The organism is uncultured Bacteroides sp. (assembly GCF_905207245.1).
Classification (GTDB): domain Bacteria; phylum Bacteroidota; class Bacteroidia; order Bacteroidales; family Bacteroidaceae; genus Bacteroides.
Genome location: NZ_CAJLKP010000051.1, coordinates 25,833 through 46,258, shown reverse-complemented (window position 1 = coordinate 46,258; position 20,426 = coordinate 25,833). Strand labels below are relative to the sequence as shown.

Annotated in this window: 10 protein-coding genes; all 10 read right to left on the bottom strand. The window is 43.5% G+C overall.

What is annotated here, in order from left to right; all coding sequences use genetic code 11:
* Positions 1-121: 121 nt before the first annotated feature.
* Positions 122-4,147 (bottom strand): two-component regulator propeller domain-containing protein, encoded by a 4,026-nt coding sequence (locus QZ135_RS15560; RefSeq protein ID WP_294611170.1) that lies wholly within the window; start codon positions 4,145-4,147, stop codon positions 122-124.
* 519 nt (positions 4,148-4,666) lie between these two features.
* Positions 4,667-5,632 (bottom strand): glycoside hydrolase family 43 protein, encoded by a 966-nt coding sequence (locus QZ135_RS15555; RefSeq protein ID WP_294611168.1) that lies wholly within the window; start codon positions 5,630-5,632, stop codon positions 4,667-4,669.
* Between the two features lie 248 nt (positions 5,633-5,880).
* Entirely contained in the window at positions 5,881-6,993 is a 1,113-nt protein-coding gene (locus tag QZ135_RS15550; RefSeq protein ID WP_294611166.1) for a glycoside hydrolase family 88 protein, read from the bottom strand.
* 47 nt (positions 6,994-7,040) lie between these two features.
* Positions 7,041-8,177: an aldose epimerase family protein gene (locus QZ135_RS15545; protein ID WP_294611163.1), complete on the bottom strand. Its 1,137-nt coding sequence runs from the start codon at positions 8,175-8,177 to the stop codon at positions 7,041-7,043.
* A gap of 67 nt (positions 8,178-8,244) precedes the next feature.
* Positions 8,245-9,249 (bottom strand): family 43 glycosylhydrolase, encoded by a 1,005-nt coding sequence (locus QZ135_RS15540; RefSeq protein ID WP_294611159.1) that lies wholly within the window; start codon positions 9,247-9,249, stop codon positions 8,245-8,247.
* Positions 9,250-9,358: 109 nt separating this feature from the next.
* Entirely contained in the window at positions 9,359-11,413 is a 2,055-nt protein-coding gene (locus tag QZ135_RS15535) for a RagB/SusD family nutrient uptake outer membrane protein (protein WP_294611156.1), read from the bottom strand.
* Between the two features lie 22 nt (positions 11,414-11,435).
* Complete coding sequence (locus tag QZ135_RS15530) at positions 11,436-14,684, bottom strand: SusC/RagA family TonB-linked outer membrane protein (protein ID WP_294611153.1); 3,249 nt, start codon at positions 14,682-14,684, stop codon at positions 11,436-11,438.
* A 192-nt stretch (positions 14,685-14,876) separates the two neighbouring features.
* The gene (locus QZ135_RS15525) at positions 14,877-17,354 is read right to left on the bottom strand and encodes a DUF4965 domain-containing protein (RefSeq protein ID WP_294611151.1); all 2,478 of its coding nucleotides are present in this window, start codon (positions 17,352-17,354) and stop codon (positions 14,877-14,879) included.
* 764 nt (positions 17,355-18,118) lie between these two features.
* Positions 18,119-18,964 (bottom strand): FAD:protein FMN transferase, encoded by an 846-nt coding sequence (locus QZ135_RS15520; protein ID WP_294611149.1) that lies wholly within the window; start codon positions 18,962-18,964, stop codon positions 18,119-18,121.
* Positions 18,965-19,048: 84 nt separating this feature from the next.
* Positions 19,049-20,389 carry a DUF1080 domain-containing protein gene (locus QZ135_RS15515; protein ID WP_294611147.1) on the bottom strand — a complete coding sequence of 447 codons (1,341 nt, stop codon included), beginning with the start codon at positions 20,387-20,389 and terminating at the stop codon, positions 19,049-19,051.
* Positions 20,390-20,426: the final 37 nt, after the last annotated feature.

Below are 20,426 nucleotides of genomic sequence, written 5' to 3'. Positions count from 1 at the left end.
CTTATGCCAAGAGAGTAGATCCTTCGACTACGCTCAGGATGACAGATAGTACTGCTAATCACTAAACGCTAATCACTTTCACTCCTTTTTATACAGTTTTAAATTCCCCCAGCAGAATACCTTACCCTACAAAGTCTTTTGGAAGTACCCCGAATTGCTTCTGAAAACATTTTGAGAAATAAGAAGAAGAGTTGAATCCCACCATGTAGCAAATCTCATTGATGCGACTCTCACCTTCCTTCAACAACTGAGCGGCACGCTTCAGACGCTCCAAACGCAAATACTCGTTCGGAGTAAGGTCCAGCACCCCCTTCATCTTACGATAGAAGCTGGAACGGCTCATATTCAGACTATCCGCTATATCATCCATGCTGAACTCCTGGTTGGAAAGATTAGAGAGAATAATCTCATTCAGTTTCTTAATAAATTCCTCATCAGCCTTGGTCAGTGCCATTGTGTTGACCGCCACAAACGGAGATTTAGCGAAGTTCTGGCGGAGCTTTTCCCTGTTATTTATCAGATTGGAAACCACAGCCAGAAGATATTCCGGTGAGAATGGCTTCTCAATATACGAATCCGCCCCCAATTCCATACCTTCAATCTTAGATTGAATATTAGTCTTGGCAGTCAAAAGGATAATGGGAATATGGCTATAGCCTACCTCCGACTTTATGATTTTGCACAATTCAAAACCATCCATCAAAGGCATAACAACATCACTCACCACCAGATTCACAAAATTACTATCCAGAGCCTGCAAAGCCTCCCTACCATTGGTAGCAGTCAGCACTGTATATTCGGACGATAACTGGCGTTCGATGAAAGCAAGCATATCCGGATTATCTTCCACAACCAAAACCACATGCTTGCTTGTCCGTTGCTGCTTCCCTTCCTGCTTATCATCAGAAAAATGCTCACCGGATGTTCCTGTCTGCAACTCTACTTCCTTGCCCACCACATCCGAATCCAGTGAAATGGCCATATCCTGAATAATAGGAAGCGTCAGGCGGAAAACATTTGCATCTTCTCCCGGAAGCATAACCAGACTACCACGATGGAGTTCCGCCAACGAACGGGAAAGAGCCAGCCCTATGCCTGCACCTGTAGTTACTTTCCCCTCCTCTTTCTCGCTGAAACGGACAAAAGGCTGGAAAATCTCTTCCTTCATTTCATCGGGAATAATCACTCCGTCATTCTTAGTGGTGACATAGAACGCCTGGTTCTCCGCATCCACTTCCAACTTAATATGCACATAGGTATCGGCATACTTCATTCCATTATTCAGAAGGTTACTTATAATCTTGGTAAAAGCTTCGCGATTGACATGAGCACAGAAGTTCTCTTCCGGCATCTCTAACGTCAGGTCAAAACCTTTCTGACGGGAAAGGGAAGTGAACCGCATATAAGTCTCCCTAAGCACATTCGTAATATCACATTTGGCAAAGTTCAACCGATAGCCTTGGCTCTCCACTTTCCTGAAGTCCAGAAGCTGGTTGGTGAGGTTCAGCAACCGCTCCGTATTATGCTGCATAATATTCAGGTCTTCATGAGTTTCGGGGTCCAGATGTTTCTTCAGGATGATGTTCTCCAGAGGTCCCTTTATCAATGTCAGCGGAGTTCTGATTTCATGCGCCACATTCGTGAAGAAATCTATCTTGGCGTTATAAATCTCACGTTCCTTTTCCTGTTCAAACTTCTCCAGTTGGCGGCGGTGCTGCCTACTGCTGCGTTGCTTGAAATACCAGAAAGCATATACGGAGCAACCTATTATAAGTAATGCATAAATGCAGTAAGCCCAGATGGAGAAATAGAAAGGAGGAAGGATATGGATATACAGCAGATGTTCATCAGGATTCCATATCCCATCACTGTTAGAGGCTTTCACGCGGAACAGGTAATCGCCATATCCCAAGTTGGAATAGGTGACGATAGGGCTCTCTCCCACCGTTATCCAGTCTTTATCAAAGCCATCAAGCCTGTACATCAGTTTATTCATCTTCGGGAGCTGATAGCCGAGAGCGGCAATACGGAAGGAGAATGAATTTTGGTCGGACTTAAGCGTAATCCTGTCGGAGAAAGTAATGCTCTTTTCAAGAGGAGCATTGTTTTCTCCGGCACGAACTTCGCGATTGAACAACATAAAGTCCGTAATCACCACTGGCGGCAGGTTCTTATTTTCAGTAAATGTCTTGGGATTGAACACAACAAAACCATCGATGCTTCCCAAATAAATAGCACCAGCCTCATCCCTATAACCGGAACGGTAGTTGAATTGATCGCCAAGCAGCCCATTGGCTGTCGTGTACACCTTCACCTGCTTTGTGTTAGGGTTGAAACAGGCCAGTCCGCTGTTTGTCGTCAGCCAGAACAATCCGTCCACATCCTCTACAATCTGATAGACAACATCATTAGGCAGGCCATTGGACGAATCGTAACTGGTGAATGTTTCCGTATCAGGATGAAACAGGCAGAATCCTCCTCCTTGTGTGGTCAGCCAGATTTGCCGGTGAGAATCTTCAAAGATACTCAGCACCTTATCATAAGGAAGACTCTCCTTGTTATCCTCATTATGCACATAGTTCTTCCACCGTTTTTCATTGACGTTGTAGCAGTATGCACCATTGGCATAAGTTGCCAGCCACAGATTGCCTCCCGAGTCTTCTTTTATATCGTATACAAATTTGCCGGCCAGTTCCGTGATTCTGTCAAAATCATCAGTTTGTTCATTATACTTCAACAGCCCGAACATGGTTCCCAGATAAATATCACCTGTGACTGTCCTGTAAATGGCAAAGATGCTATTGTCTATCAACGAACGTGGAGAATCTGTTTTCTGATAAGTCTTCAGAATACTGCCTGTATTGGTATCTACTATCTTTAAGCCTTTGGAAAAAGTTCCCACCCATAGCTTGTCACCCACCATGCACAGCCCGTGGATGTTGGTAAATCCGGAACTGGGTGCAAAGAAAGAAAAGGTCTTTGTCTTCGGGTCGAAACGGTTCAGACCGCCGTCTTCGGTGCCAATCCACAGTATGCCTTTGTTGTCCTGGCAGAACTCGCGGACACGTTTGCCCTGCAAAGTGTTTTCTCCGTCCTTCGGGTAATACTTCTCAAAATAAGTATAGGGCTTCGGATAATAATCCACTCCACCGAAGTACGAACCCACCCAAATGCCACTTTCCTTGTCCTCACACAACGAATAGATTGCATTATCCGACAAAGAATAAGGATCATCTTTGGAGCTATGCAGATGCACATATTTATCCGTACGGAGATTGTAGATATAAACTCCCGACTCAGCTCCAATCCATAGTTCGCTGTCTGAGTTGACCAGTAAATCGCGGCAAAAGACCATCTCACCGGTTTCGTCCACCATCAGTAGATTACGCAGGTTGCCGGAAGTGAGGTTCAGCTCCTGCACACCCTGTCGTATAGAGCTAATATAAAGGCAATTGTAAGCTCCCGGCACAACATTCATCACCACATCGTCCTTGAAAACTTCATTGCTGTCCTTTGGCGAAAGATAAGGGTGAAGCGTCTTTAAATTGTCCTTTGAATAGAACAGGCCATTACCGTAGAAGCCTATCCAGATAGTTCCGCTATTATCGAAAGAGAAGCTATTTACGTTGGCTGAGAATTCATTCAGTATATAATTATGGAGTTTTTCCTTTTGGGCATCATAACAGAATAGTCCCTGTGTTTCAACAGCTACCCACACCCGCCCTTGCTTATCACCAGAAATGGCGGAAACAGTGCGCTCTATTTTCGTGTTTTCCTCGCTCAATCGGTCGAAGGGGACAAAAGTCTCTTTATCCGAGCAGTAGATGTACAGTCCTGCATCCGTGCCTACCCAAATATCCCCATCATTATCCTCGTAGAGGCAAGTCACAAAGTTATTCCCCAGACTGTGGCTGTCAGTCATGTCACGCTTGAAGTTCCGGAACGACAATCCGTCATACCGGCTCAGTCCCCCTTTAGTGCCAAACCACATAAATCCTTTCTTATCCTGCATGATTGCATTGACCGTGGTCTGTGACAGTCCGTCCTTGATACTAAGATTTCTGAAATAGTAATGTTCATTTGCCGCTTGTGCCCAGCAAACCATACAGCAAAGAAAACTAATGAGGGCTATGATTCTCTTGTCCATCCTTGTGTTTTTATAGATTCGTTGCCAAATATAGCTCTATTTGACGATAAACGATAAGAGAAGCATTTCAATAAATAAAAATATCGTCTCTTTCACAGTTATAAGCACAGCGAAAGTATGCCCGGAGAAAGCTCTACCCCTGTTTTTTACCCGGATTGCCTATACTTTGCCTATCCCATCGCAGGACTGAGCACACAACACTGCAGGACTGTGCACAGAACACTCCCGGACTGAGCATCGAAAACACCCGGATGTTTTACCCTAAAACATGGGGATGTTTTGACCCAAAACATGGGGGTGTTTTACCCTAAAACATCCGGATGTTTCAGGAGATAACATAGGGATGTTCTAATAGTTCAGTCCCGGACTCAAAGGTGCTAAGTCCGGGACGTAAAGGTGCTAAGTCCTACTTCGAAAGGTACAGCGGATACTTATGTAATGCAGACAAGTAGGTTGCCACCCGTCAGCGACTTCGAAAAAAGCGCCGTTTCATCGAAGTTTTTTCACTTTACACAGGCTTTATTTTACTAATTCAGGGGTTATATAGCCTTCACTGATTCTCATGCGGTCCACTCCATTGACATTCTCGAAGGAGACTTCTCCGATATACATGGCGCGCGGATGAATCTTTTCCTTGTCTTTATGGGCATGATAGACAATGCGGAGCTTGCCTGCCTTATCGGTAAACATGGCGCTATGCCCCACTCCCACCAGTTCGCCGGGCTTTTGCAACAAAGGATTTTCTTCATATTTGGTCCAGGTGCCCATCGGATTGGTAGCCGTGGCACAGCCCACTCCATAGAACGGACTCTCATAACTATTGGCGGAATAGGACATATAGTACAGCCCGTTGTGCTTAATGATAAATGAACCTTCGTTCACACGAGGCCAAACTTCTTCCCACTTCTGAGATACATGGAGGCAGGGACGCATCGTCTCTTTCTTGATAGTGACAAGGTCTTTTTCCAACTCTGCAATCCAAATATTGTTGCCGTCATTGAACCGCACGAAGGTAAGGTAAGGCGTGCCGTCATCATCGATGAACAGAGAGTTGTCAATGCACTTTTCATCCGTAATCATCGGCTCTTTCTTCTCTTGCACAAACGGTCCTGCGGGAGAATCGGCAATCGCCACACAGATGTGTTCGTCGGCCGAATAGTACATATAGAATTTCCCGTTCACAGCATAGATTTCGGGAGCCCAGAACCAACGGTCCGCCCAGGAGTCTTTCTTATTCAGGGCTATCCCTTCATACTTCCAGGTCAACAAGTCATTGGAAGTGTACACTTCAATTCCTTCGCCGGAATGGGTGCCATAAGCATAATATACTCCACCGTGCAGCATGATGAACGGGTCACCCAAAGGAACAAGTGTTTTCACTTCATTGGTGGAAGTGTTGTCGATATCCTTTTTGGAGGAGGCCGACTGACAGGAGCCAAGTGTTCCCAAGATTAACAAACAGATAAGAAACAGATTATTCTTCATATGATTCTATAAATTAATGCAAATCAGGAATTGGGTTATATTCATTTCGGTTCAGACATGAAGCAAATGACTAAGCAGTACTATCTGTCATCCTGAGCTTGTCGAAGGATCTCTTCTCTTGGGATAAGGCTGCGCTATACAGCAGGGGAATAGATTCTTCGACAAGCTCAGAATGACAGATAGTCTGCAAATCACTTCATTCAAAACTGAATGAGTAAATTCCAGCAACGAAGCTAATATATCACATTTTATTCGCTCAGCAATGCATAAGCACACCAAATAATGGGAGCTTGTCCGTGATAATCACCTGTAATGCGGGGACGATCCAGATAATACTGGTGGCTGTTCTTCTTGCCTGTACCGATGCAAACTTCCATTAAGTCGTTATTATCATCAAGATAGTTGCAAAGGCCCAACCATGCACGGCGGGCAATCGGTCCATATTCATCCTTGTCCAGCCATCCGTTCTTCACGCCCAAAATCATGGCATACGTAAACATTGCCGAACCGGAAGTTTCCGTCCAGCAATCCTTTTCGTCAATCAACTGGTTCCAGAGTCCGTCTTCATTCACATACTTCTTCAGGTTCTCCATCATCAACCGATATCCTTTGAGGATGCGCTGACGGTTAGGATCGTTTTCCGGAAGGTTGAAAAGCAATTCTGTCATGCCCACAGCCATCCAGCCATCGCCACGCCCCCAATAGAAGGGCACATCGGGCGCATGATAAAAGAGACCGTTCTCACGCTGAATCTCATCCAGATAAAGCACCATTTCCTTGGCAGCGCGGTTGATGTATTTTTTATCTCCCGTCACGTGATAGGCTTCGGCCTGTACGATGGTAATCATATACATATCATCAATCCAAAGGCGAGTCTGCCAGGAGTATCCCTTCTTGTGCCATTTGCGTTCTTCATCATTCGCTTTTTCAGGAAGAATCCATTGCGTATCGGCATACGGCAATCCGAGTTCTTTATAACGCTCGTCCTTCGTCATGCGATATAGTTTCAGAGGCAGACAACCGAACATATTCTGGTCTACATGAATCGGAGGAGGAAGCAAGTCTTTCTCCAGATGGAATAGCAACTCGAAACGTTCTCTCAACTTCTTGGTAAGCTCCTTGTCATTCGTCATTTCGGCGAACCGGAGTGCTCCATACCAGGTGCAGACTTCAGCATAATGTATGCCTCTGTCTCCATAAAGTTGGTGTTTGGTCTCCATCAAGCGACTACTTACTTTTTTCCCTACAATCTTGGGATTCGCCCTTACGGGGAAATTACTGAAATAGTCTTGTGCAGTGATGGTGCTTGCCATCAGGAACACAGCCACAAACAATAGATAAAAACGATAATCTCTCTTCATAATTCTTATAGTCTTTAAATGAATAATCAGGTTGTTCAGTTGTCTTGTCATTTTCTCACGGAGAATTTATAAATGCAATGGCTATCATATTTCTCACCCGGTTTCAAGAGTGCCGACGGCCACTCCGGTTTGTTAGGAGTATCGGGATACTTCTGAGTTTCCAGGCAAACGGAAGCGCGATGACCATATACGATACCTTTCTTTCCCTTCACCGTACCATCCAGGAAGTTACCGGCATAAATCTGAATACCCGGTTCGTTGGTATAGACATCAAGTACAATACCTGTCTCAGGAGATTCAAGAGTGGCACACTTTCGTGAAATATCCCCTTTCGTGTTGAGTACCCAGTTATGGTCGTAACCTTTGCCATACTTCAACTGTATGAAATCATTATTAATACGCGCTCCGATGGCTGTGGGTTTACGGAAATCCATATCCGTATTTTCCACAGGGGCAATCTCACCGGTTGTCATAAAGGTGCTGTCCACAGGAGTATATGCATCGGCATCGATAGTCAGCAAATAATCCGAATTATCCTTGGAGGGATCGCCGTCCAGGTTAAAGTAAGAGTGATTAGTCAGGTTGACAACCGTAGTACGGTCTGTTTCGGCACTATAACGGATATCAAGGGCGTCATCATCCGTTAATGAGAAAGTGACCTTGCAAGTCAGATTGCCCGGGAATCCTTCTTCCCCATCTTTCGACAGATAAGTCAGTTCCAGAACTTGCCCACTCAACTGCTGTGCATCGAACATCCGGAAATCAAATCCCTTGGAACCGCCATGCAAGCAATGACCGTAATTATTCTGTGGCAACTGATATTCCACACCGTCTAGGGTAATCTTACCCTGGTTAATACGATTGCCATAACGGCCGATGGTAGCACCAAAATTAGTAGGGAGGTTAACGTAATCCTGAATAGAATCGAATCCTAATACAACATCACGCATAACGCCATCTTTATCCGGTACCATCACCGATATAATACGTCCACCGAAGTTTGTAATGCAAACTTCCATACCATTTTTATTCTTTAGTACAAACAGGTCTGTCTGTTTGCCGTCCACTTCCATACGGAAATCAGCCGGATTCAAACCTGAAGCAGTATTTTCACTCACCTGCTTGCTTGTGCAGGCTGATGCCAATAGCATCACTCCTGCTAACAAAATCATAACTTTATTCATATCACTTATAATATTTATGCTTTACTTCTGCAATAAACTATAATCTCATAGTTACATTTCATAGTTGTTAGAATACTGGTTTACCTGACTCTATCGAGGGAGAAGCCCCCTTTACAGACGGCCAGCCATCTTTCCATTCAATCTTGTCCATCATCAAGACTCTTCCTTCGGGATTCTTGACGCTCACCGAATGATAGAAGACCCAATCGTCGCCGGCATTATCCGTCACAATCTCAGAATTATGGCCGGTGCCTACAAAAGCACTATTCTTATGAATCAGAACTTCATGTTTATTGTCGAGCATACTTCCGCCCTTTTTATCAACATAAGGTCCGAAAAGGTTTTTAGAACGTCCTACTACCGTTGTATATGTGCTGTTCAATCCTTCACAGCAAGTACCTATTGAAGCAAAAAAGTAGTAATAATCATCCTTCTTATGAATATAAGTGCCTTCGTAGGCTGTCCCTGCCACTTTTTGGGGGTTAGCACCTTCCTTGATGGAAAGTCCGTCATCTGACAGTCCGATAGCATATATACCCCGAAAACTTCCCCAAAAGAGATATTTTTGCCCCCCTTCCTCTATGTAGAAAGGATCGATAGAATTCTGTACATTGATTTCATTGCTACGGAACATTTTTCCATGATCCGTGAAAGGTCCTTCGGGCTTATCGGCAGTAGCGCATCCGATGCCGCAGGTCCACTCTCCTCCCCAAACGGACATGGAGTAATAAAGCACGTATTTATCGCCTATTTTATTAATGTCCGGAGCCCACAGACCTCCCTTTGCTTCAAAGTCGGGACGGGTCTGGTCAGTAAAAGCCGTACCCACATATTCCCAATCTACCAGATTTTTGGAACGGTGAATCGGCAGGTTACGGATATTCTCAGTAGCATATAAATAGAAATATCCATCATCCCCCTTAATAACGGAAGGATCCGGCAAACTATAGTTTATAACCGGATTATGATATACATTCTTCGATTGATCTTCCGGATTATCCTCCGTTTTGGATGATGACGAAGAACATGCTGCCAGACAGCATAATACTGATATTACAAATAACTCTTTCATATGATAAAAAAATGGAGGTATATTTCTCATAGCGACTCACTACGTTGGCTCTGTCACTTCAATATACCTCCAATATTCTTTTTTCGCTAACTAAAGCGAAAGTGATTGATTAAATCTGATCTTCATCAGCTACAGCTTCTTCCCAAGTATTCCATATAGGAGTAGCAGGGTCATATTCCGTATAGCCTACATTCTGCCACAGCTTGGCGTTTTTATTTGCCTCGATAGCATTATAAGGAATCGGCCAATAGATATTATGCTTACCCATAATGAAATTAATGTCCGTCTTAGTGGCATCCACACGAATCGTTTCTCCCTTGTTATACATACCTTTGCGTACACAACGTTGATACCAATAGCTACCGCCCTCCAAGTCTGTACCCGTTTGTTTGTCGAAGGTTTCCACATTATAGGTATTGCCCCATTCATCCGGTCTTCCGCTACGGGCCAGACAGAGAGATACACGGGTTAACTCTACATTACGCCACTCTTCATAGAAAAGCTCACGGCCACGTTCATCCATAATATCGCCGATAGTCACATTGCCGGTATAGAGTTCAGAACATTGTGCACGTTTTCTGATGATATTCAGGTCATCCTTGATAGTCGGATCACTCGGATTAATGTAGAACTTAGCTTCAGCACGAAGCAAGTAAGCTTCTGCCAAACGATAGAGATACCAGTCGGCAACACTACCATCGGTTGCACCTTCAAGACCATTGTTTTTAATCAAGCCTTGGTTGACTACATCATCCAGACAGAAGATGTAATGAGGCACATCAAACCAGCGTCGAATTGTATCGGAACACAACAATTGTCCCTTTTCGGTAACCAACACGGGATTTCCATCTTTATCTTTACCCCAAAAATCTCTATCGGAATGAAGCATAATGTTCTGTCCATAGAATTCAGAATCCACATTATTGCAACGCAAATCTTCCATATGCATCCAGTTTCCAGTCTCTGCACTATGCCGCAAATCTGTTTCATCCATCTTGCCATTCACAGCCCACAACCCATCTTGATAGAAAGTACTGGTACGGAAAGTTGCAATGCCACGACCCAAGCCACGCATATAATCATATTCCACACGGTATTTGCTATTAGTACGGTCAAGGTTATACAACGCTTGTTTACCGTCGGGCATCTTGATTCTATTATCAAAGAAGAAAGGATACATGATACGCATGCTCAACATCGGGATAAACGATTCGGCAGCCACACCACGATTAGGCATACCCATAATAACTTCCTTGTTAGCGGTAATCAGTTTATTCTCCGGACGATGTAAATCCCAAATCACATTACGTGTAATAGGCCATGAAGTAGGCTCACCACCTTCAAAGAAGGTACCGAAATTATTAGTCATCAATGAATAACCGGACTGGTCAATCAGAATATCCAACTGTTTCTTTGCATCCTCATATCTGCCAAGAGCCAGATATAGCTTGGAAAGCAACATACGGCAAGCTCCCTTATTCACCATACCTATGTATTGCATATCCTTCTGTTCGGGTACCCACTGAACTGCAAATTCCATATCAAGTGCCATCTTTTCCAAAATCGCATCTCTATGAGTAGAATGGTAACTCAATTTAGGAGATGATGCCAATTTGGTAAGTAAAGGCACATGCCCATACTGGAATACCAATGCATAATATCGATAGGCACGGTGGAAATAGGCACGACCAATATACTCTTTCTTCAACGTCTCATCCATAGGGACATCATCTATAAACGAAAGCAGTGTATTGGCATTTCGAATGCCTTCATACCCTTGTCTCCAAAAGAAATATATGCTATTTGTACGACCTAAGTTTTTTTCATCTGACTGATCGCTATTCGAACGCAACATATTATCTACATTATCAAGGAATCCTGATTTATCAGTCGCAGCAGGTACCATCAAATCAGAGAAAGTGTACTCTGTAGCCAACGCCATCATCTCACGAGAATCTTCACTCACATAGTTTCTCTTCAATTGACGATCGCAGATAGCCAATACAGACCTAAGACCATCTTCTGTAGTAAACACTTCACTAGGCTTGAACATGGCTTGCGGATCAGGTTCCAAAAAGCTCTCTTTACAACCGGTCAGCACCATTGAAGCTCCGGCCATCAGGATAAATCCCTTGCAAATATATTTTTGAATATAGTTTTTCATATTTATTCTTGAGTTAAAAGATTTAGAATGTTAAGTTAAGTCCCAGTGTCCAAATACGAGAGGCATAATTACCTGTTTCCGGGTCACCATAATATTCCCAGTCCTTAGAGCCCCACACGGCAGCATTTCGAACTGTAGCATACACCTTAACACGTTCAATATCCACTCTCTTAGTCCACTGTCTGGGCAATGTATAACCGATTGAAATGTTTTCCAAACGGACAAAAGAACGGTTATAAAGTCTGCGGGCTCCTCTGGCACCTTCAGGGCCTTGTGCTTCAATACGCGCATATTTATTGCTTGGATTATCTACTGTCCAATACTCTTTAGCTTCTTTATTCACTAAACGGTAAGTCATACCACCACCATCATCATCATTGTTCAGATACATACCTTCCAAACTCTTATGACCCATACGAGAGTAAATATTGATGGATAACGTCAAATCTTTCCACAAAGTAAAGTCATTACGTAATGCCCAGGTTACGGGAGCTGCAGTCTGTCCTTGGAATACTTTGTCATCATTATTATAAATAATCTTCGTCACATTTCCATCGGCATCATACTCATCGTTAGCCGGATTGTTCCATACCTTTGGATCACCCGGAACCTGACCATATTTCTTTGCTTCATCCACTTCATCTTTCTGCCAAATACCGGTTACTTTATAATCCCAAATGGCACTGATAGGTCTGTCAATAAACCAACCGTTACCCACGTAATCAGCTTCTTTTTTCCCAATCACATTGCCTGAAGCATCCAATATATCTTCATAATCACCATATAGATGTTTAATACGATTCTTATTATATGAAAGGCTGAATGTTGTGCTCCATTGGAAATTCTTATTATCAATGTTCAATGTATTTAAAGCGATTTCAAAACCATTGTTATCAACTTGTCCTAAGTTGGTCGTGATACTCTCAAAACCTGTAAAGTTAGGCAAGCGCTGTCCCATAATCATATCTTTAGTACTCATGCGGTAATATTCCAGCGTACCAGTTATGCGGTCATTCAAGAAACCGAAATCCAAAGCAAAGTTCCAAGACTGTGTCTTTTCCCATTGCAAATTCGGATTCTCCATACGTTGAGCCATCAAGTAGCGCATTAAGTATAAATCACCAGAAGATGTAATATACCCCTGCATCTTTCCACCACCCGGATAGAGGTTAGCAAGAGCTTCATAAGGATTAGCAAGTGAACGGTTACCATTCTTACCGAACGATACACGTAACTTACCAGTACTCATGATATGATTATATGGCTGGAAGAACTTTTCATTAGAGAAAGTCCAAGCCAAACCACCAGAAGGGAAGTAAGCGTAAGGATTAGAAGAACCGAAAGCAGAATAACCATCACGGCGCATAGTGAAAGTAGCCATATAGCGGTCATCATAAGAGTAGAATATACGTCCCATCAAACCGTCGGCAGTCTGATGTGTGTCGTTACTTTCAAACTTACTAACCGACTTGTCACCGTTTTGCGTATTGTGGAATCCAAGTACATCGGACGGTAAGATGTTACGAGCTTCGATACGGTCTTTCCAATATTGAAGTTCTTCCGCTTCCTGGGCCAAAGTCACGATAACATGATGCTTGTCGGCAAAAGTTTTATCCCAAGTGATAGTATTATTCAAAGACCAATCGAAACGTTTAGCTTGCTCACGGTTTGCTCCACGGTCATTCGGATTAGAGTTGGGCCGTTGGGCAGACATGAAATAACGATCGTGGAAATACTGCAAGCGCGGAGCTGCATTGAACGTATAAGTAATGCCGAACGGCAATTTCAATTTCGCATTGAAAATTGTATTGAATGTAGTATATCCTTTCTGCAATTCCAGGAACTGTTTCTCGTAATACCAGTTTGTCAGGTTATTGCGGTCATACTGGAACATCAAGGGGTCTTGTACATAATTACCCTCATCATCCTTAAACACTGCATAAGGGCTGTTCTCCATGAAACCGCCTTTATTCATACCGATTTCACCATCCGTACGGTCTTGGAAATTGATATTAGCACCGATTTCAAACCAATCTGTTACCTTTGCATTCAATTTAAAATTTGCACGAATAGCACGATAAGTATCGTCTACAAAAGCGCCCTCATTACGCAAGAAACCCAATGACATATAGTAATCAATCTTCTCACCAGCACCACTGATACTGGCATTATAATCCTGATTGAAGCCCAAACGGAATGCCTTATCCTGCCAGTCCATTACTTTACCAGATAAAAGATTATCCATCAAAGCTGTATTAGGTCTAAAACCCAAACGTCTTGCCCAAATGCTCAAATCAGATTCTCCTTCATCATTAGTAGTATAACCTCTCCATGCTTCCAAAGACACATCGTCAAGGTTGTTAGGATTGCGGAAGTAACCCGGCTTTGAAGTATATTCATTACCCGGTCTTGAATAAGCGGCATATTCACCGGTCTCTGCATTTACACCATATGTATTCTTTTCTTTCCAGTCTACAAAATGTTGCATATACTCGCCCGGAGTCTGCCATCTGTCGCGATAAGCAGCCTTTTGAGTCAATCCTACACTGGCTGTAAAGTTAATTGTCGGCTTGCCTTGCTTACCCTTTTTCGTTGAGATGATGACAACACCATTCGCAGCACGTGCACCATAAACAGCAGCAGCAGAAGCATCCTTCAACACGTCAATCTGCGCGATGTCATCCGGATTGATTTCAGAAAGCTCACCATAAAAGAACATTCCATCAAGAATGAGCAACGGATCATTGTGTCCGCCATCGGTATAAACCGAGCGCTGACCACGAATTTTCATTGAACCACCACCTTTAGCACCGGCATCACCTTCACCATAGCCTACAGTCAAACCCGGTGTACCACGCAAGATGTCTTGTACTGTTTTGGGGTTATCATTAGCAATCTTGTCGGGGCGCACTTGTACTACAGAACCCGTAAGGTCTTTCTTACGCATCGAACCGTAACCTACAACCACCACTTCTTCCAGCGCCTGAGCATCATCCTTCAACACAACCTTCAACGGTTCTCCTTTGTACGTCACTTCCTGAGTCACCATACCTATATAGGAAATTACCAAAGTAGCTCCCTTCGGCCCACTTATCGAGAAATTACCGTCAATATCGGTAATAGTTCCCGTAGAGGTTCCCTTTACCATTACATTCACACCTAACAAAGGTTCCTGGTTCACATCTGTTACGGAGCCCTTTATCGCGACATTCTGGGAATGTGCAGTAAGTGCGAACACACATAAAATTAAAAATAAGATTTTCCTAGACATGTTTTTATAGTTATATTAGATTAGAAATTTACGGAAACGCTGTTCCGCATTTATTTTTCACAATATGCTTTGCAGACATCCCCTGCAAGCAGATAAGATTAAATTAGAGTTGACTTTTATTTATACCATAGGCTTATTAATAGATTTAAAATTAACGAATTATCTTTTTCCGCGAGAGGTGATACTGCATACCTATTTGGCATGCAGTTTTTCTTCGAGCATCTTGATGAAATATCCACCCACCACCGAACGGGCTTGGAAGCCCCGTTGCTTCGGACTGTCGGTAAATACCCAATCGGACATCGGAATACGATCGGTTGTCTCATTCATAAAGCTATAAACCGGGTCGATAAAACTCTCGAAAGTAGTCCTATCATTAGCCATGGTGGCTGTCCACATAATCCAGTCGGTTTTAGTATATGTTTCACGGTTGTCGAGCGGCAGACCGTAACGGTTTTGCTTAGTCTGATAGTACGCTAATTCTGTTTCAGCCACCTTTTCAGGAAAAATCTGCCAGTTCATCAGCTTATCCCATACCAGATTGTACTTCTGGCTCCACGTGCCAGACTTGTCAAATGTCAGGCGATAGTGGTCACCATCATCCGCCATTTCCATCCATTGTGCAGCCATCTCTTTTGCTTTATTTGTATAGGTTTCGACAACCTCAGCCTTTCCCAGCATATCAGCCAGATAACCATAAGCAGCAACACCCAATATAGCCTTGATGGAAAGGTTGGCATTGTGGGCAAAATGTCCTGCAAAGTCATCGGTGCAGAGCTGGTTTTCCGGGTCCAGTCCATATTCTACCAAATAATCGGTCCAGGTAGTCAATGTATTCCAGTGACGGTTGGCATAATCCGCATTACCTTCCACGGCAGCAATGGCAGCAGTCACTATCAGCATATTACCGCTTTCTTCCACAGGCATATCGCCACCATAAGTCTGTCCGTTACCCTGCGGATAAGTACCGATATCATGGGCAGCAAAAGGTTTGGTCCATTTTCCACTTTCACTATAATAGAAGATGTGGTTGAGCAAGCCTTTGGCCAGTTCCGGATTATAAAGCAGGAATAAGGGAGACGAAGGATATGTGATATCTACCGTTCCGATAGAACCGTTACTGAAGTTTTCCTTAGAAAGGAACAGCAATTCACCGTTGGGAGCCTCCACAAGTTTATGGGCAGCTATAGACTGGCGATAAGCCAATGCACAGAGTTCAGCGTATTTACGGCCACCTGCTGCGGTAGCGTCTTCCATCAGTTTCTTATCAAAAGCGGCGCAATCCTTCATCAGTTTCCGATATTCGCCGTCAGCTTTCCGGAACTGGGATGCAATCGTCTCCTTCCCTGAACGATTCCAATAAGGACGCAGGTTTTCACCGAAATATTGGATGGAATAAATGTCATCGTATCCCAACATCAGGTATCCGTCAGCCTTCTTTGTTTCACCCAATGAACATACCAGAGCCAGCTTGTCATAACCATCGGTGGCCGGAGCTTCCAGTTTACCATTCAGGAAACTTCTGCGCAATGCTTTACCATCACCGATACCGGAAGTTGCGTTATCCTTCTTACCTGCCAGATAGAAATATCCCCAGTCAATCCGGACATCATCGCCCTTCTTTTTCAGGATTTCCTGATTCTGGCTTCCGGTACGCACCAAAAGCAGATCACCTTCTTCAAAACTATCGGCCGTAGATTTTTGATGAACAATATCAAGCGCCCACTGCGGAGAGGCTTCAAAATACAATTCCACATGGTGCTTCTTACCATCTCTGGAAGATACTTCATAAGAAAGATAATTGACCGGACGTGTCATCAAATCCAGGTTATCCATAAATAAAGGAGCCGTAAAGGTTAAGTTCAAATTAACCGGTCCGCAAACAAACTCATAATAAGTCTGCATGGCCTGTACATCTACCGAAATCTGTTCAGCAGTCTGTTCAAAGCAGTGATAATTCTCCTGCTCAACCAACAGACCAAAATCCAACAATGCATTTCCTACGCGATTGTAGCAATAGGCAGCTATCAGATTCTTTCCCTTTTTCAATGAAGCAGTTACTTCACCGGAAAGCTTCACTTGTGCATGCTTCTTGCAGGCATTTCCCGTATCCACCACTTTGATACCATTAATATAAATAATCACATCATCATCGTGTGAGTAGTCCAGATATACATTTTTACCAGTCATATCTTCAGGAAGGTCCATAGTCCGGCGCACCCATATATACTTCTCGCTCCACTGCGTCTTGGCAGTATGCTCATTTTCCATGGTTCCGAAAGCAGCTTTACCTTCTTTCCAACGGCTATCATCAAAGTTCAGATTCTGCCAGCCGTCAACCGGTTGTGTCACCGTATATTTTCCCACCCAGTCTTCCTGTTCGGAGTTGGGAACGATGGTGTTCAGTTCAAGCTCTTCCGTCCCCATGAAACGATAAGTTTGCCCATCCACCTTGGCCACGCCAATCAGAGGGAAATTCTTACCGGTCCAGTGTTTCACCGAGCCATCATATAAGTTATCCTGGAAAGCCCATGCGCTCGTATAAGGGTCAATGGTGACCAGCGGATAGGCAGGTGCACGCAGTTCGTTTTTCACATGCTGTTCGGGTTGCGGAGAAGTGCACGCAGTGAGAGCAACAAATCCTAACAATAGCGTCATCAGTCGTTTCATAATTCAAATGTTTTTCTTAGTTATTCATTATATTTCAGTACCTACTGTTGATATGGAAGCAATAAGGTTTTTATATAAGACATCTGCATAAAAACCAATAAGAAAAGTATGAAATGTGTTTTCATATAAATTACATGTTTTTATGGTGGAACAAAAGTAGAAAATTGGTAATATAACAGGTAAAAGAATACATCCAATGCATGGAATAATCGCGCCAAATACACCCTATTCACCGATCGTGACACAATAATTCCCTTTTCTGACACAATACTAAATTTTCGTAGAGGTATATCCCTTTTACTAGACCTTATCTTTCATTTACAACAAGAAGTCAACAAGTACAATTCCAAATAAAATGATAAATTAAGGTATACAAGAAGAAAGATTTCCCTATTTATATTGGGGATATTCCGAAAGCTTTCGGAACGTATTCGTAAAGCTTCAAGAACAAACAGTTCATATATAAACAATTACGAAGAATACAGTTCATCGCCTCCACCGTCTCTGTTAAGTGCTTAATCCGTAGGAAACTATCTGTGAATCCTGGCTGCAAAACCAACTGAATTCAGGGCTCACCCCTTCACAGAAACGCCATTATTTGTTTCAGGTAACTACGATGTGCCAAAAATAAAATCACTATACCTGTTATCAAGTGAAGATGGTGAAGCCAAGAGAAGAGTGTTTTTCTATATTCTTTCACCTGCTATCCCCATGGACAGGGAGGTATAGAGAATCAGGGAAGGATAATATTCGTAGAAGGAACATCAAAGGTCAAGAATCAAACGCGGATGGAACTCCGCTTCCAAAATGCTTCGCTGACGGGCGTCAGCTACAAATAAACTGGTAGACAACACCTCGCCCACAGCTCCATCTGCTGTGACGACTGCTACCTCTCTTTTCCCCTCTACCAGCTTTCCACTCCGAGGGTTGATGATATGTTTCCGTTCATGTGAATCGTTGCCTGAAGTTGTGAGGCATTCATCGTGAAGAAGCAGTTCCGGGTGCTCTTTCTGTGACGAGGCAGCTACTTGTCCGAAATCGACCTTCCACCCATCAGCCATAGGGTGATGCCCTAAAGCCAATACAGAGCTATTCCCCATATTAACCAATGCATCTTCCACTTCATAATGTTGCAACAAATGCCGCGTTTTTTCCAAAGCATAGCCTTTCAGGAAACCGGAAAGGTTGATAGTTACTCCGGACTGCAGGAAAAGAAGGGTACGTTCCTGAGGCAACAATTGAATAGTACGAATGGTATCGGGGGTGTGATGAGCCGAATGGATAGTAACATCGAAGCATCCGCCGGTCCGGGTATGGCAATCTACACAGAAAGTAAGCATATCATAAAGTTCACGGCTAACCGGTTGCGGGCATGTAGCGGCAGTACGGTTCAGTCTGGCCAGTTCACTGTCCGCATCGTAATAGTTGGCCATCTTTTCCAGACGACATAACATTTCATAAACAGCATTGACTACAAACATCAACGCATCTTCGCCCTGCCTGCCGCACAGCACAATATCAATGCGTGTATGCATGGACGGGAACCAGGCATAAAGCAGCCCACCATGAGCAGATGAGAACTTGTAAAGATGTTGAATTACATTCGGCATTTCTTAAGTTTGCGTTTCTTTGAGAAAACGAAAAGGCAAGCTACAAATACCTGCAACTTGCCCTTTTCGAAGACATAATAATAATTACAATTCTTTGATCTTTATATTCTTAAACCAAACTTCATCTCCATGATCCTGCAAAAGGATATTTCCGGACTCATGATTTCCGAAATTGGGCCAATCTCTGTACTTACTATAAGCAACCAGTGCATCCCACATTTCGTTCTGGCGTGTGTATTCAATGAGCTTCACACCGTTCAGCCAATGCTCTACATGATTGCCCTTCACAACAATCATAGCCGTATTGAAATCTTTCTTATTGAAAGGTTTGTCTGCCGGAGCAGGGATCAGATCGTAAAGCGAACCCAGTTTACGGTTGCCTTTCACGCCCAACTTAGCATCCGGGTGCTTGTCATCATCAAGAATCTGGAACTCGCAACCGATAGCAGAACCGGCTCCCTTGTTCATATCCGGGCTAACGAAGTATTTCACACCGCTATTGGCACCTTCGGTAATCTTAAAATCTACTTTCAGAATGAAGTTCTTATACTTTTTGGTTGTTACGATATCACCACCATTGGCAGACTCTGCACCGCCGCTCTTCATTACTTTCAGGATACCGTCTTCCATCTTCCAGCCCTTTTTAGGGAAAGAGTTCAACCGGGCTCCTCTCCAGCCCTCGGAAGTCTTGCCATCCCAAAGAAGAGCCCAACCTTCTTTAGCTTCGTTCGGAGAGATAGTGTTAGTGATTACATTTATTTCCGGTGCTTTTCGGGCAGTCTGGTAACGTTCTACGTCAGTAGTACAGATACGGATGTTTTTCCAGCTAACAGTCTTGCCTTCATCGGATGCATTACCGATGGCATGCACTTGCAGGGCAATAAAGCCGACAGGAGTCATATCGTCCCAAATGTTAGCACAGGGTACTCCGTTAATCCAGGTAGCGATAGAATTACCTACAGCCTCAATACGGGCCTTGTTCCACTCGTTGTTTTTGAAAGCTGTTTTAGCAGACGGATTCTGTGTCAAAGGATACAGCCAGTTACGGCGGGCCTCATCATAGATACCACCAGACCATGCACGCTTTGAAGGGTCTATTTCAAACTGATAGCCATGTACACGGCCATTCCGATAGTCTTTCTTGCTTTCACTACGTACTTGTACGCCAGAGTTCAATCCATCGTCTATCTTAAAATCAAATTCCAGGATAAAGTCACCATACGTTTTCCTGGTAGCCAGGAAGGTATTAGGGGTATTCATCTTTGAAACACCCACAATAGCGCCATCCACTACTTTGTATTCGGCCTTACCATTCAGTTTCTTCCAGCCGCTCAGATTCTTTCCATTGAAAAGAGGCTCCCAGTTCTGCGCCGAAACCACAGACGCACAAAACAGAAGCAAAAGCAATAAATAATTCTTCTTCATACTGATATTTCTTCTATTAATTATTTTAATATGATGT

Excerpts from the sequence above, each read along its gene's own strand:
- QZ135_RS15560 (WP_294611170.1), bottom strand. The coding sequence starts at position 4,147 with ATGGACAAGAGAATCATAGCCCTCATTAGTTTTCTTTGCTGTATGGTT.
- QZ135_RS15550 (WP_294611166.1), bottom strand. The coding sequence starts at position 6,993 with ATGAAGAGAGATTATCGTTTTTATCTATTGTTTGTGGCTGTGTTCCTG.
- QZ135_RS15545 (WP_294611163.1), bottom strand. The coding sequence starts at position 8,177 with ATGAATAAAGTTATGATTTTGTTAGCAGGAGTGATGCTATTGGCATCA.
- QZ135_RS15540 (WP_294611159.1), bottom strand. The coding sequence starts at position 9,249 with ATGAAAGAGTTATTTGTAATATCAGTATTATGCTGTCTGGCAGCATGT.
- QZ135_RS15535 (WP_294611156.1), bottom strand. The coding sequence starts at position 11,413 with ATGAAAAACTATATTCAAAAATATATTTGCAAGGGATTTATCCTGATG.
- QZ135_RS15515 (WP_294611147.1), bottom strand. The coding sequence starts at position 20,389 with ATGAAGAAGAATTATTTATTGCTTTTGCTTCTGTTTTGTGCGTCTGTG.
- QZ135_RS15530 (WP_294611153.1), bottom strand. The coding sequence starts at position 14,684 with ATGTCTAGGAAAATCTTATTTTTAATTTTATGTGTGTTCGCACTTACT.
- QZ135_RS15520 (WP_294611149.1), bottom strand. The coding sequence starts at position 18,964 with ATGCCGAATGTAATTCAACATCTTTACAAGTTCTCATCTGCTCATGGT.
- QZ135_RS15525 (WP_294611151.1), bottom strand. The coding sequence starts at position 17,354 with ATGAAACGACTGATGACGCTATTGTTAGGATTTGTTGCTCTCACTGCG.
- QZ135_RS15555 (WP_294611168.1), bottom strand. The coding sequence starts at position 5,632 with ATGAAGAATAATCTGTTTCTTATCTGTTTGTTAATCTTGGGAACACTT.